Annotated in this window: 20 protein-coding genes; 15 read left to right on the top strand and 5 right to left on the bottom strand. The window is 65.4% G+C overall.

The window, feature by feature from the left end:
• Nucleotides 1-6 precede the first annotated feature (6 nt).
• The 4 genes from BJ122_RS03670 (at nucleotide 7) to BJ122_RS03655 (ending at nucleotide 6,288) form a co-directional block, all read left to right on the top strand.
• Entirely contained in the window at nucleotides 7-1,515 is a 1,509-nt protein-coding gene (locus BJ122_RS03670) for a hydrogenase large subunit (protein WP_110779818.1), read from the top strand.
• Nucleotides 1,516-1,524: 9 nt separating this feature from the next.
• Complete coding sequence (locus tag BJ122_RS03665; protein WP_110779817.1) at nucleotides 1,525-2,058, top strand: NADH-quinone oxidoreductase subunit B family protein; 534 nt, start codon at nucleotides 1,525-1,527, stop codon at nucleotides 2,056-2,058.
• Between the two features lie 480 nt (nucleotides 2,059-2,538).
• Nucleotides 2,539-5,280, top strand: a complete 2,742-nt coding sequence (locus BJ122_RS03660; protein ID WP_110779816.1) for a cation-transporting P-type ATPase — start codon at nucleotides 2,539-2,541, stop codon at nucleotides 5,278-5,280.
• 96 nt (nucleotides 5,281-5,376) lie between these two features.
• A complete protein-coding gene (locus tag BJ122_RS03655) occupies nucleotides 5,377-6,288 on the top strand; it encodes a universal stress protein (RefSeq protein WP_245407598.1) in 912 nt (303 codons plus the stop codon).
• Nucleotides 6,289-6,361: 73 nt separating this feature from the next.
• Here the strand turns inward: BJ122_RS03655 and BJ122_RS19520 are convergent, their stop codons facing one another.
• On the bottom strand, nucleotides 6,362-6,934 hold the full coding sequence (locus BJ122_RS19520) for a hypothetical protein (protein ID WP_245407597.1): 573 nt from the start codon (nucleotides 6,932-6,934) through the stop codon (nucleotides 6,362-6,364).
• Between the two features lie 15 nt (nucleotides 6,935-6,949).
• On the opposite strand from BJ122_RS19520, the gene exbB reads away from it, so the two are divergent.
• From exbB to flbD, 9 genes are all read left to right on the top strand, one after another.
• Nucleotides 6,950-7,714, top strand: a complete 765-nt coding sequence (gene exbB / locus BJ122_RS03645; protein ID WP_110779813.1) for a tonB-system energizer ExbB — start codon at nucleotides 6,950-6,952, stop codon at nucleotides 7,712-7,714.
• Between the two features lie 6 nt (nucleotides 7,715-7,720).
• Nucleotides 7,721-8,152 (top strand): TonB system transport protein ExbD, encoded by a 432-nt coding sequence (exbD, locus tag BJ122_RS03640; protein ID WP_110779980.1) that lies wholly within the window; start codon nucleotides 7,721-7,723, stop codon nucleotides 8,150-8,152.
• Complete coding sequence (locus BJ122_RS03635) at nucleotides 8,149-8,952, top strand: energy transducer TonB family protein (RefSeq protein WP_110779812.1); 804 nt, start codon at nucleotides 8,149-8,151, stop codon at nucleotides 8,950-8,952. Before exbD ends, BJ122_RS03635 begins: the two co-directional genes overlap by 4 nt.
• A gap of 266 nt (nucleotides 8,953-9,218) precedes the next feature.
• Nucleotides 9,219-9,494 carry a CtrA inhibitor SciP gene (sciP, locus tag BJ122_RS03630; protein WP_002714638.1) on the top strand — a complete coding sequence of 92 codons (276 nt, stop codon included), beginning with the start codon at nucleotides 9,219-9,221 and terminating at the stop codon, nucleotides 9,492-9,494.
• A 189-nt stretch (nucleotides 9,495-9,683) separates the two neighbouring features.
• Nucleotides 9,684-11,291, top strand: a complete 1,608-nt coding sequence (gene fliF, locus BJ122_RS03625) for a flagellar basal-body MS-ring/collar protein FliF (RefSeq protein WP_110779811.1) — start codon at nucleotides 9,684-9,686, stop codon at nucleotides 11,289-11,291.
• A 6-nt stretch (nucleotides 11,292-11,297) separates the two neighbouring features.
• Nucleotides 11,298-12,386 carry a flagellar motor switch protein FliG gene (gene fliG, locus BJ122_RS03620; RefSeq protein ID WP_110779810.1) on the top strand — a complete coding sequence of 363 codons (1,089 nt, stop codon included), beginning with the start codon at nucleotides 11,298-11,300 and terminating at the stop codon, nucleotides 12,384-12,386.
• Nucleotides 12,386-13,030, top strand: coding sequence for a FliH/SctL family protein (locus BJ122_RS03615; RefSeq protein WP_110779809.1), 645 nt, complete (start codon nucleotides 12,386-12,388; stop codon nucleotides 13,028-13,030). The genes fliG and BJ122_RS03615 overlap by 1 nt, the downstream gene beginning before the upstream one ends.
• A 2-nt stretch (nucleotides 13,031-13,032) precedes the next feature.
• On the top strand, nucleotides 13,033-13,383 hold the full coding sequence (fliN, locus tag BJ122_RS03610; RefSeq protein ID WP_110779808.1) for a flagellar motor switch protein FliN: 351 nt from the start codon (nucleotides 13,033-13,035) through the stop codon (nucleotides 13,381-13,383).
• A 53-nt stretch (nucleotides 13,384-13,436) separates the two neighbouring features.
• Nucleotides 13,437-14,819, top strand: coding sequence for a sigma-54-dependent transcriptional regulator FlbD (gene flbD / locus BJ122_RS03605; protein WP_110779807.1), 1,383 nt, complete (start codon nucleotides 13,437-13,439; stop codon nucleotides 14,817-14,819).
• Between the two features lie 16 nt (nucleotides 14,820-14,835).
• Here the strand turns inward: flbD and BJ122_RS19170 are convergent, their stop codons facing one another.
• Entirely contained in the window at nucleotides 14,836-14,991 is a 156-nt protein-coding gene (locus tag BJ122_RS19170; RefSeq protein ID WP_181418871.1) for a hypothetical protein, read from the bottom strand.
• A gap of 189 nt (nucleotides 14,992-15,180) precedes the next feature.
• Here BJ122_RS19170 and BJ122_RS03600 point away from each other — a divergent pair, with 189 nt between their 5' ends.
• Nucleotides 15,181-16,290, top strand: a complete 1,110-nt coding sequence (locus tag BJ122_RS03600) for an ATP-dependent DNA helicase (RefSeq protein WP_110779806.1) — start codon at nucleotides 15,181-15,183, stop codon at nucleotides 16,288-16,290.
• A gap of 284 nt (nucleotides 16,291-16,574) precedes the next feature.
• Here the strand turns inward: BJ122_RS03600 and BJ122_RS03595 are convergent, their stop codons facing one another.
• Nucleotides 16,575-17,273 carry a class I SAM-dependent methyltransferase gene (locus BJ122_RS03595; protein ID WP_110779805.1) on the bottom strand — a complete coding sequence of 233 codons (699 nt, stop codon included), beginning with the start codon at nucleotides 17,271-17,273 and terminating at the stop codon, nucleotides 16,575-16,577.
• A 254-nt stretch (nucleotides 17,274-17,527) separates the two neighbouring features.
• Nucleotides 17,528-18,718, bottom strand: coding sequence for a glutamine-hydrolyzing carbamoyl-phosphate synthase small subunit (gene carA / locus BJ122_RS03590; RefSeq protein ID WP_110779804.1), 1,191 nt, complete (start codon nucleotides 18,716-18,718; stop codon nucleotides 17,528-17,530).
• 236 nt (nucleotides 18,719-18,954) lie between these two features.
• On the opposite strand from carA, the gene BJ122_RS03585 reads away from it, so the two are divergent.
• A complete protein-coding gene (locus tag BJ122_RS03585; protein WP_110779979.1) occupies nucleotides 18,955-19,410 on the top strand; it encodes a GatB/YqeY domain-containing protein in 456 nt (151 codons plus the stop codon).
• A gap of 1,189 nt (nucleotides 19,411-20,599) precedes the next feature.
• Here the strand turns inward: BJ122_RS03585 and BJ122_RS03580 are convergent.
• The gene (locus BJ122_RS03580) at nucleotides 20,600-21,901 is read right to left on the bottom strand and encodes a phenylacetate--CoA ligase family protein (protein ID WP_110779803.1); all 1,302 of its coding nucleotides are present in this window, start codon (nucleotides 21,899-21,901) and stop codon (nucleotides 20,600-20,602) included.
• Nucleotides 21,902-21,932: the final 31 nt, after the last annotated feature.

Here is a 21,932-nt window from a genome sequence, read left to right as displayed (position 1 = left end):
GATGGCATGGCGTCACTCGATGAACTGAAGCTGCAGGGCCAGATCGTTGCGGGGCATCGGCCGTGTCCGCGGCTGGTGGTTGATGCCGCGCAGTGGTCGCGCGCCACGCTCGAACTGGTCGCCGGGCGCTGGTCGCTGCTGTCGCTGTGGGGCGAAGCCGACACCGTGCATATGGCGATGCTCGAACCGCAGCTTGGCGAAGCGGTGGTGCTCAGCCTGCCGTGCCCAAGCGGCAGCTTTCCCTCGGTCGGCATGTTGCATCCGCCGGCGCTGCGGCTGGAACGCTCGCTCCACGATCTGTTCGGCCTGGTGCCGGAAGGCTCGCCCGATCCGCGGCCCTGGCTCGATCGCGATCAATGGGGCGTGCGTTTTCCGCTCGGCCCGCGGCTGCCGGCCAGCGCGCCGCGCGGCTATCAGATGCTGCCGGTCGATGGCGAGGGCCTGCATCAGATCGCGGTCGGCCCGGTGCATGCCGGCATTATCGAGCCCGGCCATTTCCGCTTCACCGCCAATGGTGAAACCGTGGTGCGGCTCGAGGAACGGCTCGGCTATGTGCACAAGGGCATCGATGGCCTGTTGATCGGCGCCGATCTTGAGCGTGGCGCCCAGCTTGCCGGCCGCGTCAGCGGTGATAGCACCGTGGCCTATGCGATCGCCTTTGCCCGTGCCGCCGAGGCCGCGCTTGGCGTTACCGTGCCGGCGCGGGCGCTGTGGCTGCGCGCGCTCTGCGCCGAGCTGGAACGGCTCGCCAATCACCTCGGCGACATCGGCGGCGTCTGCAACGACGTCGCCTTCGCGCTGATGTTGTCCCATTGCAGCGTGCTGCGCGAAAATGTGTTGCGTGCCGCGGAGCGGGCGTTCGGTCATCGGCTGATGCGCGATGTGGTGGTGCCGGGCGGCGTTGCCCGCGATCTCGACGACACCGGCAAGGGCTCGATCCGGCAGATGGCCAAGACCGTGCGCCAGCGTTTTCCGGAACTGATCGAACTCTACGACGAGACCGCGTCGTTGCAGGACCGCACCGTGACCACCGGGCGGCTGTCGGCGGAACTCGTGCAGCAATACGCCGCTGGCGGCTATGTCGGCCGCGCATCGGGGCGCGATTTCGACGCGCGGCGCGATCTCGCTTATCCACCTTATGATCAGCTGCGCTTCAAAGTGCCGGTGCTGACCGAAGGCGACGTCAATGCGCGCGTCTGGATTCGGATTCGCGAGGTCAAACAGAGCCTCGGACTGATCGAGCAAATTCTGTCGGAACTGCCGGAAGGCGAGTGCCGCGTGCCGTTGCCGGCGATCATCGAGCCTGCCGAAGGCTTGGCGCTGGTTGAAGGTTTTCGCGGCGACGTGCTGGCGTGGCTGCGGCTTACGGACGGCGCGATCGCGCGTTGCCATCTGCGCGATCCATCCTGGTTCCAATGGCCACTGCTGGAAGCGGCGATCGAGGGCAATATCGTTGCCGACTTCCCGGTCTGCAACAAATCCTTCAACTGCTCCTATTCCGGCGTCGATCTGTGAGCGAGGGCGATGCGCAAGCTGCTGTTTGAAAGCCTGTTCCAGCGTCCGTTCACCGAGACGGCGCCGTCGCTCGACGATGACGCCGTGGCGGAGATCGCCACCGCGCTCGGCGAGCGCGCGCGCCGCAAGCTCGGCCGCAGCCTGTCGATCCGCGAAGTTGACGCCGGCTCCTGCAATGGCTGCGAGCTGGAAATCCACGCGCTCAGCAACCCGTATTACGACATCGATCGCTTCGGTCTGCGCTTTGTCGCTTCGCCCCGGCATGCCGACGTGCTGCTGGTCACCGGGCCGGTGACCAAGAACATGGCCGATGCGCTCAAGACCACCTATGACGCGACGCCGTCGCCGAAATGGGTGGTGGCGCTGGGCGACTGCGCCAAGGATGGCGGCTGCTTCGCCGGCAGCTACGCAGTGGTGGGCGGGGTCGCGCAAGTGATCCCGGTCGATCTGCATATTCCCGGCTGTCCGCCACCGCCGCTGAAAATCTTGAAAGGATTGCTGGCATTGCTCGACAAGGCCGCCAGCGCGCCGGTATCGCGCTGAGCCTTTTCGCGCGCCTTGCGACGAGCAACCGCATCTTCCATCGCGATTTTGCTTGATAGACTCACCGTGGCGGACTGCCGCGTTGAGGCCGTCCGCCGGGTGACATGTTGCGCGAGTAATACCAACGGTGATTGATGCCGACCTCTCCGCACGTCGTGGCCGGGCTCCGTCCCGGCCATCCACGTCTTTGATCTTGCCGCGCTTTCAAGACGTGGATGCCCGCGACAAGCGCGGGCATGACGAGTCAATGGTAGGAGCCGCTGGTATAACAGTTTCGGTTCCGACCAGGTCGAATCCGAGTGGCTTGCGCCGTGCTCGGCCTGATCAGCAAGGAGCACGTTGTGCGACGATGCGGCCTGAACGGAACAGCAAGTGTCGGCTGATCAGTGCCGCTTGCTGCCGGGGGCGCACGGTGACGCTTCGCTCATCTACTCGCGCTGCGATCTTGCTGGAAGCTGTGTCGATCACCGCGGCGCCTTCATGAGCGAAGTGCCAGACGCCGCGATCAAGGGACCCAATGACCAGGCGTCTGGCGAGATCTGGCACGCGGTCGATGCTGATCGCGTGCTGGCGCTGCTCTTGACCGAACGCGGCGGACTGAGCAGCGCGGAAGCCAAGGCGCGGCTCGCCACCTATGGCCCGAATGCGCTGCCCGAGCCGCCGCGCCGTCCGGCCTGGCGGCGGCTGCTGGCGCAGTTCGACAACATGCTGATCTACTTCCTGCTCGCGGCCGCGCTGGCGGCGGCGGTGCTCGGCCATGCCATTGATGCGGCGGTGATCGTGGCGGTGGTGACCATCAACGCCATCGCCGGCTTCATCCAGGAAGACAAGGCGGAGCGGGCGCTTTCCGCCATCCGCAAGATGATTTCACCGCGCGCCCATGTATGGCGCGACGGCCATCGCGTCAGTATTGCCGCCGCCGACCTCGTGCCCGGCGACGTGGTGATGATCGAAGCCGGCGACCGGGTGCCGGCCGATCTGCGCCTGACGCGGGCGCGGGGCCTGTTGATCGACGAGGCGATGCTGACCGGCGAATCGGTCGCCGCCGATAAACAGGATCATCCCGCAGCGCCGGACGCGCCGCTCGGCGACCGGCACTGCATGGCGTTTTGCGGCACGGTGGTTTCGGCGGGCCAAGGGTTTGGCGTTGTGGTGGCGACCGGCGGCCGCACCGAAATCGGCCGCATCAATTCTTTGATGCAAAGCGTCGAGCAACTGACCACGCCGCTGCTCAAGCAGATCAATCAATTCGCGCAGCGTTTCACCTGGGTGGTGATCGTGGCCGCGGCCGCGCTGTTTGCCTTTGCGACGCTGGCGCGCGGCTATGCCTGGCCCGAGGCGTTGATCGCGGTGGTGGCGCTGGCGGTGAGCGTGATCCCGGAAGGATTGCCGGCGGTGATCACCATCACGCTGGCAATCGGCGTGCAGCGCATGGCGCGGCGCAACGCCATCATCCGCCGCTTGCCAGCGGTGGAGTCGCTGGGCGCCACCTCGGTGATCTGCTCGGACAAGACCGGCACGCTGACCCGCAACGAGATGACGGCGCGCCGCATCGTCACCGCCGACCACACGATCCTCGTAAGTGGCTCCGGCTATGTGCCGCAGGGCCAGCTGTTGAGCGAAGGCCGCGTCGATGCCGACGCCAATCAAGCCGCGCTGCCGCTGATCCGCTCGGCGCTGCTGTGCAATGACGCGCAGCTGCGCCAGGCGGGGGAGCATTACGTGGTCGATGGCGATCCGATGGAGGGCGCGCTGGTCGCGCTCGCCATCAAGGCTGGCTTTGATCCCGCCGCGGAACGTAGCGCATGGCAGCGCTCCGATGAAATTCCGTTCGACGCCCAGCATCGCTTCATGGCGACGCGCCACAGCACGGCGTCCGGCGATCATGTGATCTTCGTCAAGGGCGCGCCGGAACGGCTGCTGGCGATGTGCCAGAGCCAGAGCTCTGCCGTTGGGCCGCGGCCGCTCGATCATCAATTTTGGACTGAGCAGATCGCGCGTGCCGCTGCGGAGGGCGAGCGCGTGCTCGGCTTTGCGATGCGCGCGCCGGTGCGCGCGTCCGATCAACTCGGCTTTGCCGATCTTGAGTGCGGGCTGATGTTTCTGGGCTTGGTCGGCTTCATCGATCCGCCGCGCGATGAGGTGATCCAGGCGATCGCCGAATGCCGCTCGGCCGGCATCAGCGTCAAGATGATCACCGGCGATCACGCCGCCACCGCCGAGGCGATCGCCCGGCAATTGCGTTTGACGGAGGCCGCCGGCGCGGTCAGCGGTGCTGATCTTGATCGCGCCGATGATGACGAGTTTAGCGCGTTGATCCATCGGTCCGATGTGTTCGCCCGCACCAATCCCGAGCACAAGCTGCGCATCGTGCGCGCGCTGCAGGGCAGCGGCGCGGTGGTGGCGATGACCGGTGATGGCGTCAACGACGCGCCCGCACTGAAACAGGCCGATGTCGGCATTGCCATGGGTCACAAGGGCACCGAGACCGCCAAGGAAGCGGCGGAGATCGTGTTGCTCGACGACAATTTCGTGTCGATCGTGGCGGCGGTGCGCGAGGGGCGTACGGTTTACGACAACATCCGCAAGGTGATTTCCTGGACGATCCCGACCAATGGCGGCGAAGTGCTGAGTGTCACCCTGGCGATCCTGCTCGGCTTCGCCATGCCGATGACGCCGGTTCAGATTCTGTGGATCAACCTCATTCTCACCGTCACGCTCGGCCTGGTGCTGGCCTTTGAGCCGACCGAGCCGGGCACGATGAGTCGGCCGCCGCGTGCGGCCGATGCGCCCTTGCTGCCGCCGTTCCTGGTGTGGCGCATCCTGTTCGTCACGCTGCTGTTCACCATGGGAACCTTGGCGATCTTCTTCTTTGCGCAGGCACAGGGCCATACGCTGGAGACCGCGCGCACCATGGCTGTCAACGTGCTGGTGGTGTTCAAGACCGTGTATCTGTTCAACGTCCGCTATCTGCACGCCAGCTCGTTGTCTTTCCGTGGCGCATTGGGAACGCCGCCGGTGCTGATCGCGCTCGCGGTGGTGATCGCCGCGCAGCTGGCGTTCACCTACGCGCCGTTCATGCACACCCTGTTCGGAACTGCGCCGGTGTCGTTGCAGGATGGCCTGGTGATCATCGGCGCTGGCGCGGTGATGATGGTGGTGCTCGAACTGGAAAAATTGCTGATGCGGCGCAGCGGTGCGCTGCGCCGGCTCGGGGTGTGACACAAGGCGCAGAGCGGGGCGCATTTGCTTGCACCTGATGCGTTCCGCTGGTCCAATCATGCCACGATCGCACGATAAGAAAATACGAGGTTGACGATGAACGTGCCCCCTGGCTCAGCGATGCAACGGTCGGGCCTGCAGGTTGTGGTAGCGGCCACCGATTTCTCGGCGCGCTCGGATCGCGCGGTGCGCCGCGCCGCGGCGCTCGCCAAGGCGGCCGGCGCGCGGCTGGTGCTGCTGCATGTGGTCGATGACGATCAGCCGGCGCGCATTGTCGACGGCGAATGCGAACTGGCTGAAACGGCGCTCGCCGATGCGATCCGCGAGCACGCTTATTTGGCGGGGCTGCAATGTACGCCGATCGTGGCGCGCGGCGTCGCCTTTGACGGCATCGTCAAGGTCGCCGAGCAGCAGCAGGCCGATCTATGCGTGATCGGCAGCCATCGCCGCGCCTTTCTCAAGGACATTTTCATCGGCACCACCGCCGAGCGGGTGATCCGCAACAGCTCGTTCCCGGTGTTGATGGCCAATTCCGATCCGGCCGAGCCTTATGCCAGCGGCCTCGCGCCCGTGGAATTGTCGGACTGCTCGGCGCAGGCGCTTACGACCGCGCGCCGGCTCGGGTTGTTGCCGCCGAAGCGGCTGACCGTGCTGCATGTCTACGACGCCGCGGCGGCCGGCATGCTGAATTACGCGGGCGTGCGGCCGAGTCGGCGCAACGCATATCTGGGCGATGCACTGACGGAGGCGGCACGCGATCTGGCGGTGTTCATGAAGACCGTCGATCTCGGCGATATCGATCGTACCTCGCTGGTCAGGGAAGGATCGGCGGTGGCGGAGACAATCATCGACGTCGTCACCACCACCCGGCCGGATTTGGTGGTGATCGGCACCCACGGCCGGCGCGGCGTGGTCCGGCTGTTGCTCAGCAGTGTGGCGGAAGAGGTGCTGCGCTGTGTGCATAACGACGTGCTGGTGGTGCCGGTCAAAGACGCGGCACCAAGCTAGAGCAAGCGGCTAGAATAAGCGGCGAGACGCCCGCTTGCTCCACTGGGCGCTGGCGCGGCGTACCGGCCTGCGCTCAGCGCCTCGGCTTCGGCTGGTCGAGGCGGGCTTCGATGAATTCCGGCGGCCCTTTGGTGAGCCGTTCGATGCGGCGGTCGCGCTCCTCGGAGCTGGCCTGCGGATCGATCAGCGGCCCGAGCTGGCTGGCGGCCAATTCCACCGCGCGCAGGGTGCTGACCCGTGGCAGCGGTCTTGGGGATACGCTATCGAGCCCGAGCAGCAGCAGGCGGTGCACGGCATCCGATCGTGATAGTTGCCGGCTCGCAGCCCACGCATCGATCACCGCAACGGCGGCTGCATCCAATTGCAGCAGCACTGCCGCGTCGGTTCGCTGGTCCTGGTCCGCTGAAGGGGACGATGGGCTGCCGGTTTGCGTGATCATAAGAAACTGTGTACCTGAAAAGTGGTTCGTCCGGTAGTTGAAGTTCCATTGTCCGGAATGAACATGAATAAGCCGTTCGTCCCTGCCTTGCTGGCGTGAGCTTTGCATTTCCGAACCGGACGAATGAGCTGTCTGGCCTGCCGCGTGATTGGAACCCGCCGCATGAGAATTGTTCAAAACTTCCTTCGTGACCGTCGGCGTGTTCAAGCAGGTCGGGCTCTGATGTTGCAGTGCGGCGTTGCGATTGCTGCCATGCTCACGGTGGCGCCTTCCATGGCGCTAGCCAGTGCGGATAGCGCGATGCTGCCGCGTAACCTGTCGCCCTGGGGCATGTTCACCCATGCCGATGTGGTGGTGCAGACGGTGATGATCGGGCTGGCGCTGGCGTCGCTCGCCACCTGGACGGTGTGGCTCGCCAAGACCGTGGAATTGCGTCAGGCCACCGCGCAGGCGCGCGAGCGCATGGCCGCGCTGGAAGGCGGCGCCTCGCTCGCCGAATTGGCGCGCGATTGCGGCGAGGCCAGCGATGCGGTGGCGCGGCTGGTGCAGGCCGCCGCCCATGAGGCGTCGTTGCCCGGCGCGTCCTGGGATAGCGATTTCAAGGAACGGATCGCGTTGCGGCTGGAGCGGGTCGAAGCGGCGATGGCGCGCCGGGTCGGTCAGGGCACCGGCATTCTCGCCACGGTCGGTGCGGTGGCGCCGTTCGTCGGCCTGTTCGGCACGGTGTGGGGCATCATGAATGCCTTCATCGGCATTTCGCAGGCTCACACCACCAATCTCGCGGTGGTGGCGCCCGGCATTGCCGAAGCGCTGCTCGCCACCGCGCTCGGGCTGGTGGCGGCGATCCCGGCGGTGGTGATCTATAATCATCTGGCGCGGGTGATCACCGGCTATCGCGCGCTGCTTGGCGATGCCTCGGCGCAGTTGCTGCTGCTGCTCAGCCGCAGCAAGGGTCGGCCCGCCGTGGCGTTCGGCCGGGCAGGGTAGTTGGTCATGGGTGTGCGGCTCGGAGGCCGGGGGCGGCTCGGCGAGGACGACGATCTGGTCGAGGCTCACGAGATCAACGTCACGCCGTTCATCGACGTGATGCTGGTGCTGCTGATCATCTTCATGGTGGCGGCGCCGCTCGCCACCGTCGATGTCGGCGTCGAGCTGCCGGCGAGCACCGTGCAGCCGCAGCCGCGGCCGGACAAGCCAGTGTTCGTGACGCTCAAGCCCGATCTGTCCGTCGCGGTCGGTGAACAGCTGATCGCGCGCGACAATCTGGTCGCCACGCTCGATGCCGCCAGCAACCACAACAAGGACGAGCGGGTGTTTCTGCGCGCCGACAAGAGTGTCAATTACGGCGCGCTGATGGATTTGTTGAGCCAGTTGCGCGACGCCGGTTATCTCAAGGTCGCGCTGGTCGGGTTGGATGGCCGATGACCATGCTGGCGCTGCATGCGGCGGAGGATGCGGCCGGCGTGCGGCGCTGGACGCTCTCGGCTGCGGCGGTGGTGGCGGCCCATGCCGCGCTGATCGGCGCCGGCATGGCCTGGTACAATCAGGCGCCGCCGCCCGGCACCGCGATGCCGGCGATCATGGTCGATATGGCGCCGAGCCACGCCGCGCCTTCTGCGAAATCGCCGGATATCGCGCCCGGGCCGGAGATGCAGCAGGCCGAGGCCGCGGAGCCGCCGCCGCCACCGCAGCAACAGGTCAAGCAGCCCGAGCAGGTGCCGCCGACCCCGCCGCAGCACACCGCGGCCGTGGCGGCGCCGCCGGAGCCCAAGCCGCAGGCCAAGCCAGAGCCGCAAGCCAAGCCGCCCGAACCCGCCAAACCGGTCAAGAAACCGCCGCGCAAACAAGCCGAGGCCGCCGCGCCGCACACCAGCGCGCCACCGGCCTCCGATCGGGTCGGACGCGCTGCCGCCGCGACCGCCGGCGAGGTCGCCGCCGCGGCGTTGCCGAGCTATCGCGACCGGCTCGCCGCCCATTTGCAGCGCTACAAGCGTTATCCGGCCGAGGCCAATGGCGCTAACGGTACCTCGATGCTGAGTTTCACCGTCGGCCGCCATGGCCAGGTGCTGCGCGCCAGCCTGGCGCATTCCTCCGGCAACTCGGCGCTGGACGCCGAAACGCTGGCCATGATCCGGCGCGCCCAGCCGCTGCCGGCGTTTCCGCCGGAAATGCCGCAAGGATCGTTATCTTTTACCGTTCCGGTGCGGTTTTCCTCGGCGCGCTGACCGATCGTGCTGGGTGGTATTCGAAGGCAGTCATTCCACCTGTTCGCCTGACGATCTGACTCGGGTTCCTGATCCGTTCGCCTGACGAACGGAAGGATGCGAATTCCGCATGGGGTCGGCCCCCTTCAAGATTAACAAACCGTTTCAGAAATCATGCGCAGGTGGCTGAAATTCAATGCAAATCGTCACACGGCGCTTAGTTAAATTTTAAGCCGGTCCCGCTAAGTTGCTTGCACTGTTGAGTGTTTGAGAGTTGCGAGTACGCCATGACAGAACCCCATCGCCCGAGGGTCAAGTATGTCATCGGGCCCGACGGAAGTCCGTTAACCATTGCGGATTTGCCGGCCCCTGGAACCAAACGGTGGGTCATCCGCCGTAAGGCTGAAGTGGTGGCTGCGGTGCGCGGTGGCCTGCTGTCGCTTGAAGAAGCGTGCAGCCGTTACACGCTGACGGTGGACGAGTTCCTGTCTTGGCAGTTCTCGATCGACCAGCATGGTCTGGCCGGTCTGCGCACGACACGGATTCAGCAGTACCGCCAGTAAGCAGCTTCGGCTTCTTTTTCTTTACAATTCAATCGTTAGGCGCCGGTCACCCCCTCCCTCAGCGGAGGTGGTTGGCCGGCGTTTGGCGTTTTGTTCACCGAGGTTAAGGGTCGTTAACCATATCGAAACCATCCTATAGGCAATATTTGCCTAGTCGGTCTGGCGTGCCGAATCCAAGGGGCTGGTGCGTTGCAAGGTCTGTTGAATTTCCTGAAGGGTCTGGGCGCCGCCCGGCTGACGGCCATGGTCGCCGTCACGGCCGCGCTGATCGGCTTTTTCGCGTTCATTATCCTGCGCGTCACTGCGCCGCAGATGACCACGCTGTTCACCGACCTCAGCGTTGAAGACTCCTCCGGCATCATCAAAGACCTCGAACGGCAGGGCATTCCGTTCGAAATCCGCAATGAAGGGGCCATCATCATGGTCCCGAAGGACAAGGTCACCCGGCTGCGCATGAAGCTGGCCGAAGCCGGCCTGCCCAAGGGCGGCGGCGTCGGCTACGAGATCTTCGACAAGTCGGAAGCGCTCGGCTCGACCAGTTTTGTGCAGAACATCAACCATCTGCGCGCGCTGGAAGGCGAACTGGCGCGCACCATCCGCGCGATCGACCGCATTCAGGCGGCGCGCGTCCATCTGGTGCTGCCGGAACGGCCGCTGTTCTCGCGCGAAGTGCCGGAGCCGTCGGCCTCGATCGTGCTGCGGGTGCGCGGCGCGCTCGAGCCGCAGCAGGTGCGCGCGATCCGCCATCTGGTGTCGTCCGCGGTCAATGGCCTCAAGCCGCAGCGCGTCTCGATCGTCGATGAAGCCGGTCAGCTTCTCGCCGACGGCTCGGCCGGCGATTCCCTCGAAGGTGTGACCGGCGACGAGCGCCGTGCGGCTTTCGAGAAACGGATGCGTAACCAGGTCGAGGCGATCGTATCGTCTGTGGTCGGCAACGGCCGGGCCCGCGTCCAGCTCACCGCCGACTTCGACTACAACAAGATTACCCAGACCTCGGACAAGTTCGACCCCGAGGGCCGGGTGCTGCGCTCGAGCCAGTCGCGTGAAGAATCGGCGCAGACGCTCAATCCGACCGACGGTCAGGTCACCGTCAACAACGAACTGCCGGGTGCGCAAGGCGGCGGCACCGCCACCGCGCGCGATCAGAGCAAGAAGTCGGAAGAGACGAACAACTACGAAATCTCGCGGGTGACCAAGACCGAGGTCACCGAAGTGGGTCGTGTCAACCGCATCTCCGTCGCGGTGCTGGTCGACGGCATCTACGCGAAGAACGACAAGGGTGAACTGGTCTATCAGGCGCGCGGCAAGGAAGAACTGGATCGGATTGCAGCCCTGGTGCGCTCGGCGATCGGCTTCGATCAAAAGCGCGGTGACCAGGTGGAAGTCGTCAACCTGCGCTTCGCGGAAGGTCCCGCGGTGGCGCCCATCAATGAACCGGCAGGCTTCATGGGCATGCTGAAGTTCACCAAGGACGACGTGATGTATGTGATCGAACTCGGCGTGATGATGCTGCTCGGTCTGCTGGTGATCTTCATGGTGGTGCGGCCCTTGGTGCGCCGTATCCTCGCCGCTGATCCGCAGGGGCAAGGCGCAACGCCGGCGCTGACCGACGGTAGCGCGCCGGCGATCGGCGCTGATGGCCAGCCGCTGGCGGTGCCGCAGCAGAGCATGGTCGATATCGCTCAGGTTCAGGGACAGGTACACGCCCAGACCGTGCACCGGGTCGGCGAACTCGCCGAACGCAACCCCAACGAGACCGTCGCTATCATTCGTCAATGGCTTCAGGAACCCGCGTAATTCGTCATGAGCACCCCGCAGCCCAATGATGCCAACAACAATGACATCGCCAGCGTTGTCGCCAACCTGGCGATGCGGCAGGGCAACCGTCAGCCGACCAAGCCGCTGAGCGGGCCAAAGCGCGCGGCGATGCTGATGCTGGCGCTCGGCGAGCAGTATGGCGGCAAAGTGTGGGCGCTGCTCGACGACGAGGAAGTGCGCGAATTGTCGGCGGTGATGTCGTCGCTCGGCACGGTCGAGCCGGAAGTGGTCGAAGACCTAATGCTGGAATTCGTGTCGCGGATGTCGGCGTCCGGCGCGCTGATGGGCAATTACGACGCCACCGAACGGCTGCTGCAGAAGTATCTGCCGGCCGATCGCGTGTCCGGCATCATGGAAGAAATCCGTGGCCCGGCCGGCCGCAACATGTGGGAAAAGCTCTCCAACGTGCAGGAGGAGGTGCTTGCCACCTATCTGAAGAACGAATATCCGCAGACCGCCGCGGTGGTGCTGTCGAAGCTCAAGCCGGAACATGCCGCGCGCGTGCTGGCGATCTTGCCGGACGATATGGCGCTCGACGTGGTTGGCCGCATGCTGCGCATGGAAGCGGTGCAGAAGGACGTGATCGAAAGCGTCGAGAAGACGCTGCGCGTCGAATTCATGTCGAACCTGTCGCAGACCCGGCGCCGCGACGCGCACGAAGTGATGGCGGAAATCTTCAACAATTTCGACCGCCAGACCGAAGCGCGCTTCATCACCGCGCTGGAAGAGGACAACCGCGAATCCGCCGAGCGCATCAAGGCGCTGATGTTCACCTTCGACGATCTGGTTAAGCTCGACGCCGGCTCGGCGCAGACCCTGATGCGCAACATCGACAAGGACAAGCTGGCGATCGCGCTCAAGAGCGCCAACGAGGATGTGCGCTCGTTCTTCCTCGGTAACATGTCGCAGCGCGCCGGCAAGATGCTGCTCGACGACATGGCCGCGCTCGGCCCGGTGCGGCTGCGCGATGTCGACGAAGCGCAGGCGTTGCTCGTCAACCTCGCCAAGGATCTCGCGGCCAAGGGTGAGATCGTGCTCACCAAGAACCGCGCCGACGATGAGCTGGTGTACTGATGGCGGCCCCGGCAAAATTCCTGTTCGATCTCGATTTCGGCGCGCCGGAGCAGGGCCGCGAGAAGGCGCCGAGCGCCGACGAAATCGCCGCGCAAGTCGCGGCTGCCGAACAGCGCGGTTATCAGCTCGGCTTCCAGGCCGGCCAGAACGAGGCGAAGGCCGAGAGCGACCGCCGCGTCGCGATGGCACTCGAACAGATCGGCGGCTCGATCCGCACCATTGCTACCGGCTTTTCCAGCGTCGAGGCGCGGATGGAAACCGAGGCGGTGGAAGTGGCGGTGGCGGTGGCGCGCAAGCTGTGCACTGAACTGATGGCGAGCCAGCCGCTGGTCGAGATCAATGCGCTGGTCAGCGACTGCTTCCGGCAGTTGGTGGCGACGCCACACATCGTGATCCGCATCAACGATGGCATGTATGAGCGTGCCCATGAGAGCATCGAGCGGCTGGCGCGGCAGAACGGCTATGAAGGCCGGCTGGTGATCATGGCCGAGCCCGATATCGCCTATGGCGATTGCCGGATCGAATGGGCCGATGGCGGCGTGGTGCTCGAGCGCGCCGCGATCGAAGAGAAGATCAGTGAACTGGTAGGACGCTACGTGGCGTCGCGGAATGAAGCCCGCGGTTCCACGGCAATGAGGACATAGCAATGGTCGATAATGACGGTCAGGTACCGCTCCCGGATCTCAACTCCGCCGATGCCCCGCCGATTAGCGACATCGGCTACAGCGAAGAAGAAAACGTCTCGCGCGTCGCCGCCGATCTGGAAGCGGTGTTCGACGTGCCGGTGCAGGTCTCGGCCGTGCTCGGCCGCTCCAAGATGGATGTCGGCGAGCTGCTCAAGCTCGGGCCCGGCACCGTGCTGGAGCTGGACCGCAAGGTCGGCGAGGCGATCGATATCTACGTCAACAACCGCCTGGTGGCCCGCGGCGAAGTGGTGCTGGTCGAGGACAAGCTCGGCGTGACCATGACGGAAATCATCAATGCGGAGCGGAACTGACGTGACCGCACGGCCCAACGCGATGCGCGCGGCAGACTGACAGGAGCAATACCATGCGGCTTCTCATCGTTGGCACATTGAAAGGCCAGCTGACCACCGCGACCAAGATCGCGATGGATAACCACGCCACCGTGATGCACTCGGAGGACAACGAGCAGGCGATGCGCGTGCTGCGCGGCGGCAAGGGTGCCGACCTGCTGATGGTGGACGTCGCGCTCGATATTCGCGATCTGGTGATGCGGCTGGAAGCCGAGCACATCCATGTGCCGATCGTGGCTTGCGGCATCGTCAACGACGCGCGCGCCGCGGTCGCCGCGATCCACGCCGGCGCCAAAGAGTACATCCCGCTGCCGCCCGATCCGGAGCTGATCGCCGCGGTGCTGGCGGCGGTCGCCAATGATTCCCGCGAGCTGATCTATCGCGACGAGTCGATGGCGCGGGTCATCAAGCTGGCGCAGCAGATCGCCGCTTCGGAAGCCTCGGTGATGATCACCGGCGAATCCGGCACCGGCAAGGAAGTGCTGGCGCGCTATGTGCACAGCCGCTCCAACCGCGCCAAGAAGCCGTTCATCAGCATCAACTGCGCGGCGATTCCGGAAAGCCTGCTCGAGTCGGAACTGTTCGGCCACGAGAAGGGCGCCTTCACCGGCGCGGTGGCGCGCCGCATCGGCAAGTTCGAGGAAGCGACCGGCGGCACGCTGCTGCTCGACGAAATCTCCGAAATGGATGTCCGGCTGCAATCAAAGCTGCTGCGCGCCATTCAGGAACGGATGATCGATCGCGTCGGCGGCACCAAGCCGGTGCCGGTCGATATCCGCATCATCGCGACCTCAAACCGCAATCTGCAGGATGCGGTGCGCGAAGGCACGTTCCGCGAAGACCTGCTGTTCCGCCTCAACGTCGTCAATCTGAAACTGCCGCCGCTGCGCGAGCGCCCGGCCGACATTCTTGAACTGGCGCAGCACTTCGTCAAAAAATACGCGGAGGCCAATGGCGTGCCGCTGCGGCCGCTGTCCTCGGAGGCGCGGCAGGTGCTGGCGGCCAATCGCTGGCCCGGCAACGTGCGCGAGCTGGAAAACACCATGCACCGCGCGGTGCTGATGGCGATCGGCGACGAGATCGGCGCGGAAGCGATCATCTCGCCCGAAGGCGAGCGGCTCGACATTGCCAAGCAGCCGCCGGCGGTGGCGCATGCCACGATGGCGGCCGAGCAGGTGACGCGCGCTTTGGTCGGCCGCACGGTCGCCGATGTCGAGCGCGATCTCATTCTGGAGACGCTCAAGCACTGCCTCGGCAATCGCACCCACGCTGCCAACATTCTCGGCATTTCGATCCGCACGCTGCGCAACAAGCTGAACGAATATGCCGACGACGGCTTGGCGATTCCGCCGGCCGGCGCCTCGGGCGATCATCGCGCGTTCGTGCCGGTGACCTAAGCGGCGCCGCGGCGCGTCAGGAATATTCCGGCGCGTCGTGCTTGCGGAAAATGCGGATCGGCTCGCCGGGCGTTAAGTCCGGCGCGGTCAGCCACGCATAGACGTACAGCAGCAGATAGCCGACCGCGACCGCGCCGACCACATAGACAATCCAGGTTCCGATTTTCTGCATCACGCCTCCATCATGCGTGGCACGCAGCGCTGCTGCAAGGGCGACGGCTTGCGCTCGCTGCCTGAATGGCTATTGCTTCGACACGTTTCTTAAACGCGAAGCGGACTCCACTTCGCCGTAAAACGCTGTAGCTTGCGAATCGCGGCGGCGCCGAAGGCGCCCTTTTGGCCGCATCAGCCCTTGAGAGCCATGCCCACTTTTACCCCGCATCAGGATGCCGCGCTCACCGCCGTTGCCGATTGGCTGAAGGCCAAGCCCGGCCGCGGCAGCACGCCGCAAGTGTTCCGGCTGTTCGGCTATGCCGGAACCGGCAAGACCACCCTGGCGCGTCACATCGCTGAGGGCGTCAAGGGTGAGGTCAAGTTCGCCGCCTTCACCGGCAAGGCCGCCTTGGTGATGCGCAACAAGGGCTGCGACAGCGCCTCGACTATTCATTCGCTGATCTACCGCACCAAGGAGAGCGGCGTCGAACAGCCGAGTTTTGAGCTGTGGGACGACGCGCCGGCCTCAAAGGCCAAGCTGATCGTGATCGACGAATGCTCGATGGTCGATGAGGAACTGGGCCGCGATTTGATGTCGTTCGATTGCCCGCTCTTGGTACTCGGCGATCCGGCGCAATTGCCGCCGATCCAGGGCGGCGGTTTCTTCACCAATGCCGAGCCCGACGTGATGCTGACCGAGGTGCATCGTCAGGCGCAGGACGATCCGATCGTGCGCATGTCGATGGCGGTACGCGAAGGGCGCCGTCTCGAAGTCGGTGACTATGGCGACAGCCAGGTGGTGCGGCGCGGCGATCTCGATCCCGACCGGGTGATGGGCGCCGATCAGGTGCTGGTCGGCCGCAACAACACGCGGCGCGCCTACAATATGCGGGTGCGGCAGAAGCAGAACATCGAGGATCCGTTGCCGGTCGCCGGCGACAAGCTGGTGTGCCTGCGCAACAACCGTAAGAAGGCGCTGTTCAATGGCGGGCTGTGGCGCGTGAAAGCGCGCGCCACCTCGAAGTCGATGATCATCACCATGCGCATCGTACCGGATGAAGATTTCGGCGGGCGGCTCACCAAAGTGTCGGTGCGCGGCGATTGCTTTGGCGGCGCGATCGAGGAAATCCCGTGGGAGCAGCGCAAGCCCTATGACGAGTTTGACTATGGCTATGTGCTGACCGTGCACAAAAGCCAGGGCTCGCAATGGGACGACGTGGTGCTGTTCGACGAGAGCTTTGCGTTTCAGGACAGCCGCGCGCGCTGGCTTTACACCGGCATCACCCGCGCCGCGAAGCGGCTGTGTGTGGTGGTGTGAGTAGCAGCGGTGTGAGTGGCGGCGGTCTGAGTAGCCGCAGTTGTGAGTTACTCACCTCTCCCCGCGTTCGGGGAGAGGTCGAACCGGCGAGGCCGGGTCGGGTGAGGGGCGCTGCCCCGCAACGTCATTCCGGGATGCGCGCGTAGCGCGCAGACCCGGAATCCCGCGATTGTCTTCCAACAGAGATTCCGGGTTCGCCCACCGCTGCGCGGTGGCCGCCCCGGAATGACGAGGTGGGGGAGCGGTCGCCCCGGAATGACGAGGTGAGCGCGGCGCGCGAACGATCAGTTTCCCGCCGGCTGCGCCACAAACGTCATGCGCGAGGGATTGTGGCCGATATTGCGCTCGGCGCGCACGGCGACAAAACCGGCGGCGGTCAGCTTATCGAGCACCTCGGCTTCTTCGTAGCGTTGCAAGCCGATGGTGTTGCGCAGTTGCCGGTAGTCCGACAGCGCGGTGCGGACCAGCCCGACCAGCGCATCTTTGAGAAAACCGTGCTGACGCGCCATGCGCAGCAAGGCGGCGACATCGGTGACCATGCCGACATTGGGCTGCAGAATGTCGCCGAGCACCAGCCGGCCATGCGGCTTCAGCAGCCGGCGCAGCACCAACAGCGCGCGGTCGAGATCGTCCGGCGTCATGTATTGCGCCACCGAATTCATCACCACCAGATCGACCGAGCCCGGCTCCATGTGGCGCAATTCTTCCAGCGAGCGCACCCGGATTTTCAGGTTGGGAGCGAACCGCGCGATCAGCCGGCCGCGCACCCCGGGCGCCGGTTCGGCCAGGATCAGCCGGCCGCAGGCGGCCGCGACCAGGCCAGCCGACAGCGCTTCGCCGCAGGAATAGTCGAGCACCACGGCATCCGGCGCGGGGATGTAGCGGATGATGTCCTCAGCGATCTGCCGGAAATGCACGTCGCGGTGCAGCTTGCTGACATAGATCGTGTGCGTGGAGTCGTAATAATCGATCCAGTCTTCCATTCGCCGGCCTGCTTTCGGAATCTCGATCGCCGGAATTTGACAACGGAACTTGGCGATTCTGGCGCGTCGCCGGGTCTAATGCGTTTCGCGGGGCGGGGGAAGGTTTTGGGCGCGGCGCGCTGAAAATTCCCGTGGGCGGCAGCGGCGGGCGGCTGCGCGCGGCCATCAGCTTTGGCGCCTCAAGCTCGGCCCATAAAAAAACTGCGGTTCTGATCGCTCAGAACCGCAGCTTGGTCGATTGGCTGGTCGCCCGATCAGGCGGCCTTGCGGGCGCGCATCAGGTCGGCGAACCGCTGGAACAGATAGTGCGAGTCCTTCGGGCCGGGCGAGGCTTCCGGGTGGTACTGCACCGAAAACACCGGCTTGTCGGACAGCGCGATGCCGCAGTTCGAGCCGTCGAACAGCGACACGTGGGTCTGGGTGACGTTGCCGGGCAGCGTCTCCTGGTCGATCGCAAAGCCGTGGTTCATCGAGGTGATCTCGACCTTGCCGGTGGTCAGATCCTTGACCGGATGATTGGCACCATGGTGACCCTGGTGCATCTTGATGGTCTTACCGCCGAGCGCCAGGCCCAGCATCTGGTGGCCGAGGCAGATGCCGAAGGTCGGCAATCCGGAGGCCACCACTTCCTTGATCACCGGCACGGCATATTCGCCGGTCGCGGCCGGATCGCCCGGGCCGTTCGACAGGAACACGCCGTCGGGCTTCAGCGCCAAGATGTCCTCGGCCGAGGTGGTGGCCGGAACCACGGTGACCTTGCAGCCGACGCCCGCCAGCAAGCGCAGGATGTTGCGCTTGATGCCGTAATCGACGGCGACCACGTTGAATTCCGGCGCGCTCTGCCGGCCGTAGCCCTCGTTCCAGACCCACGGGGTCTCATCCCAGTCGAAGCGCTGGCCGGAGCCGACCATCGGCACCAGGTCCATGCCGACCAGGCCGGGCCATTCGCGGGCCTGCTTCTTCAGGGCTTCGACGTCGAACTCGCCGCTCGGCGAATGGGCGATCACGGCATTGGGCATGCCGTTGCCGCGGATCAGCGCGGTCATGGCGCGGGTGTCGATGCCGGACAGGCCGATAATGCCGCGGTTCTTCAGCCAGGCGTCGAGATGCTTGGCGGAGCGGTAATTCGACGGGTCGGTGATCGCCGCACGCAGGATCACACCGCGGGCGCCCGGGGTCGCCGCGGCGTTCAGCGCTTCGATGTCTTCATCGTTGGCGCCGACATTGCCGATGTGCGGGAAGGTGAAGGTGATCAATTGACCGGCATAGGACGGATCGGTGAGGATCTCCTGGTAGCCGGTCATGGCGGTGTTGAAGCAGACCTCGCCGACGGCATGGCCCTCGGCACCAAGGCCGAAACCCTGGAACACGGTACCATCGGCAAGCACGAGCAACGCGGTCGGCTTGAGGTCCGGCCAGGCGGAATGGGTGTCTGATGTCGTCATGAGCCCACTACATAGAGCCGGGCCGCGTGGCCGTCAAAGCCGGAACCGCCGGTTTTGGGGACGGCCTGCGAATATTTGCCGGCTCACCAGGCGGACGCGCTGTCGCACCCGGTCGGTGGCGGGCGGGCGGTGCCGCCAGGGTAGCGCCGTGCGGGTCAATGTCGTTGTCTCACCGGCGCGGAGCGCCTAAATCAGCGCACCAAGTGGCCGATGAAGGCCGCCATGAGGAGTTTGTGATGCTGCGTGATGACATCAACAATGCGGTGAAGGAGGCGATGAAGGCCAAGGACGAGCGCAAGCTGTCCACCTTGCGGATGGTGAATTCGACCATCAAGAACGCCGACATCGAAGCCCGCGGCCAGGGCAAGCCGCCGCTCAGCGACGGTGATGTGCTCAGCCTGTTGCAGAAGATGATCAAGCAGCGCCAGGAATCGGTCGAACTGTACGACAAGGGCGGCCGCGCCGAGCTCGCCGCGCAGGAGCGCGAGGAGATCGCGGTGATCTCCGCCTATCTGCCGCAGCAGATGTCGGAGGACGAGGTCAAGGCCGCGATCGCCGCCACCATCGCCGAGACCGGCGCCGCCGGCATCAAGGACATGGGCAAGGTGATCGCCGCCCTGAAGGCGGCCTATGCCGGCCAGATGGATTTTGGCAAGGCCAGCGGCCTGGTGAAGGCGGCGCTGACCGCTTGAGGCGTGCCGCACGCGGAGGCATCCGGCTCGCGGGCGCCCAGGCGGCCGAGAATTTGGGTCGGTGCGCGAGGCGCGAGGCTGGATTGCTTCGCTTCGCTTACAATGACGGAGACATTTGCCCCTCTTTCCCTCCCCCTTGCGGGGAGGGTGGCCGGCCATCAGGCCGGCCGGGTGGGGGTGTCCTTGAGGCCGTGCGTTGAGCCCCCCACCCCGGCCTCCGCTCCGCTCGGCCGACCCTCCCCGCAAGGGGGAGGGATTACGAGAAGCTCGACGAGCTAATCAGGCCTGTCTTTCGCAAGCCGCTTCCAATCCCGTTGCTCAATTCCAACACGGGTGTCCTCAACTCGGCGACGGCAATTTGCGCACGCCCTGAGACCGAGGCTCCCTCCCTCCCCCTTGCGGGGAGGGTGGACGGCCGTAGGCCGGACGGGTGGGGGTGTCCAAAGGCCGTGCGTTGAGCCCCCCACCCCGGCCTCCGCTCCGCTCGGCCGACCCTCCCCGCAAGGGGGAGGGATTACGAGAAGCTCGACGAGCTAATCAGGCCTGTCTTTCGCAAGCCGCTTCCAATCCCGTTGCTCAATTCCAACACGGGAGTCATCAACTCGGCGACGGCAATTTGCGCACGCCCTGAGACCGAGGCTCCCTCCCTCCCCCTTGCGGGGAGGGGGGACGGCCGCAGGCCGGCCGGGTGGGGGTGTCCTTGAGGCCGTGCGTTGAGCCCCCCACCCCGGCCTCCGCTTCGCTCGGCCGCCCCTCCCCGCAAGGGGGAGGGATTACGAGAAGCTCGACGAGCTAATCAGGCCGATCTTTCGCAAGCCGCTTCCAATCCCTTTGCTCAATTCCAACACGGGTGTCCTCAACTCGGCGACGGCAATTTGCGCACGCGCTGAGACCGAGGCTCTCTCCCTCCCCCTTGCGACCCCCTTGCGGGGAGGGGGGCCGGCCGTCAGGCCGGCCGGGTGGGGGTGTCCTTGAGGCCATGTGTGCAGACCCCCACCCCGGCCTCCGCTTCGCTCGGCCGACCCTCCCCGCAAGGGGGAGGGATTACGACAGGCTCGGCGAACAAATCGATATCGCTTCGGTCTCAGACATGGAGCCTTCGGGAGGGGAAGCGATAAGCCACCAACAAAAATGCCCGGCGCGAGCCGGGCATTTTGCGTGTTAGCGACTGACAATCGAAGCGGGGCGATCAGCCCGCGATGCCGCGCTGATCCTTGACGCGCACCGCCTTGCCCTGCGAGCGCGGCACTTCGCCCGGCGCCAGCACCACCACCTTGCAGGTGACGCCGATCATCGACTTGATGTGATGGGTGACCTCGGCGGCCTTGCGCATGCGGTCGCTGTCTTCCATCGGTGCGCCCGGCGCCATCTCGACTTCGACGGTCATCGAGTCGAGCGCCTTATCGCGGGTCAGCACGATCTGGTAATGCGGCGCGATGCCGGGGAAGCCGACCAGCACCGATTCCACCTGCGACGGATACACATTGACGCCGCGGATGATCATCATGTCGTCGTTGCGGCCGGTGACGCGCATGATGCGCACATGGGTACGGCCGCAGGAGCACGGCTCGTGGCTGAGCCGCGTGATATCGCGCGTGCGATAGCGGATCATCGGCAGCGCTTCTTTGGTGAGCGTGGTGATCACCAATTCGCCGACCGAGCCGACCGGCAGCGGCTGCATGGTTTCCGGATCGATGGTCTCGAACAGGAAGTGATCTTCCCAGCCGTGCAGACCGTTCTGCTCGGCGTTACACTCGCAGGCGACGCCCGGTCCCATGATCTCCGACAGGCCATAAATATCGATGGCGCGGATGCCGAGCCGCTGCTCGAGGTCGCGGCGCATGGCATTGCTCCACGGCTCTGCGCCGAACAGGCCAAGGCGCAGCGCGCCCTTGCGCAGGTCGGTGCCGGACTTTTCGGCCACTTCGGCGATGTTGAGCGCGTAAGACGGCGTCGAGCACAGCACATTGGCGCCGAAATCGGCGAGCAGCGACACCTGACGTTCAGTACCGCCGCCCGACACCGGCACCACGGTGGCGCCGAGCCGCTCCGCGCCGTAATGCGCGCCGAGACCGCCGGTGAACAGGCCGTAGCCATAGGCGTTATGCACGATGTCGCCCGGCATGGCGCCGGCGCAGGCCATCGAGCGCGCCATCAGGTCTGACCAGGTGTTGAGGTCGTTGTGGGTGTAGCCGACCACGGTCGGCTTGCCGGTGGTGCCCGACGAGGCGTGGATGCGCAGCAGCTTTTCGCGCGGCACTGCGAACATGCCGAACGGGTAGTTGTCGCGCAGATCGGTCTTCACCGTGAACGGGAAGCGCACGATGTCGGCGAGCGACTTCAGATCCTCGGGCTTGACGCCGGCCGCGTCGAACTTGGCGCGGTGATGCGGCACGCACTGATAAGCGCGCTCCAGCGTCTTACGCAGCCGCTCGAGCTGCAGCGCGGCGATCTGCGCGCGCGGCATGGTCTCGCTGCCGGGTTCAAACATATATACCGGTGCATTCCGCGCCGCGGTCTGA

The organism is Rhodopseudomonas faecalis, assembly GCF_003217325.1.
GTDB classification, from domain to species: Bacteria; Pseudomonadota; Alphaproteobacteria; order Rhizobiales; family Xanthobacteraceae; genus Rhodopseudomonas; species Rhodopseudomonas faecalis.
This window is presented reverse-complemented; position numbering and strand designations above follow the sequence as displayed.

Bases quoted from the DNA above. Each gene is read 5' to 3' on its own strand.
- BJ122_RS03670 (WP_110779818.1), top strand. From the start codon at position 7: ATGGCGTCACTCGATGAACTGAAGCTGCAGGGCCAGATCGTTGCGGGG.
- BJ122_RS03665 (WP_110779817.1), top strand. From the start codon at position 1,525: ATGCGCAAGCTGCTGTTTGAAAGCCTGTTCCAGCGTCCGTTCACCGAG.
- BJ122_RS03660 (WP_110779816.1), top strand. From the start codon at position 2,539: ATGAGCGAAGTGCCAGACGCCGCGATCAAGGGACCCAATGACCAGGCG.
- BJ122_RS03655 (WP_245407598.1), top strand. From the start codon at position 5,377: ATGAACGTGCCCCCTGGCTCAGCGATGCAACGGTCGGGCCTGCAGGTT.
- exbB (WP_110779813.1), top strand. From the start codon at position 6,950: ATGTTGCAGTGCGGCGTTGCGATTGCTGCCATGCTCACGGTGGCGCCT.
- exbD (WP_110779980.1), top strand. From the start codon at position 7,721: ATGGGTGTGCGGCTCGGAGGCCGGGGGCGGCTCGGCGAGGACGACGAT.
- BJ122_RS03635 (WP_110779812.1), top strand. From the start codon at position 8,149: ATGACCATGCTGGCGCTGCATGCGGCGGAGGATGCGGCCGGCGTGCGG.
- sciP (WP_002714638.1), top strand. From the start codon at position 9,219: ATGACAGAACCCCATCGCCCGAGGGTCAAGTATGTCATCGGGCCCGAC.
- fliG (WP_110779810.1), top strand. From the start codon at position 11,298: ATGAGCACCCCGCAGCCCAATGATGCCAACAACAATGACATCGCCAGC.
- BJ122_RS03615 (WP_110779809.1), top strand. From the start codon at position 12,386: ATGGCGGCCCCGGCAAAATTCCTGTTCGATCTCGATTTCGGCGCGCCG.
- fliN (WP_110779808.1), top strand. From the start codon at position 13,033: ATGGTCGATAATGACGGTCAGGTACCGCTCCCGGATCTCAACTCCGCC.
- flbD (WP_110779807.1), top strand. From the start codon at position 13,437: ATGCGGCTTCTCATCGTTGGCACATTGAAAGGCCAGCTGACCACCGCG.
- BJ122_RS19170 (WP_181418871.1), bottom strand. From the start codon at position 14,991: ATGCAGAAAATCGGAACCTGGATTGTCTATGTGGTCGGCGCGGTCGCG.
- BJ122_RS03600 (WP_110779806.1), top strand. From the start codon at position 15,181: ATGCCCACTTTTACCCCGCATCAGGATGCCGCGCTCACCGCCGTTGCC.
- BJ122_RS03595 (WP_110779805.1), bottom strand. From the start codon at position 17,273: ATGGAAGACTGGATCGATTATTACGACTCCACGCACACGATCTATGTC.
- carA (WP_110779804.1), bottom strand. From the start codon at position 18,718: ATGACGACATCAGACACCCATTCCGCCTGGCCGGACCTCAAGCCGACC.
- BJ122_RS03585 (WP_110779979.1), top strand. From the start codon at position 18,955: ATGCTGCGTGATGACATCAACAATGCGGTGAAGGAGGCGATGAAGGCC.
- BJ122_RS03580 (WP_110779803.1), bottom strand. From the start codon at position 21,901: ATGTTTGAACCCGGCAGCGAGACCATGCCGCGCGCGCAGATCGCCGCG.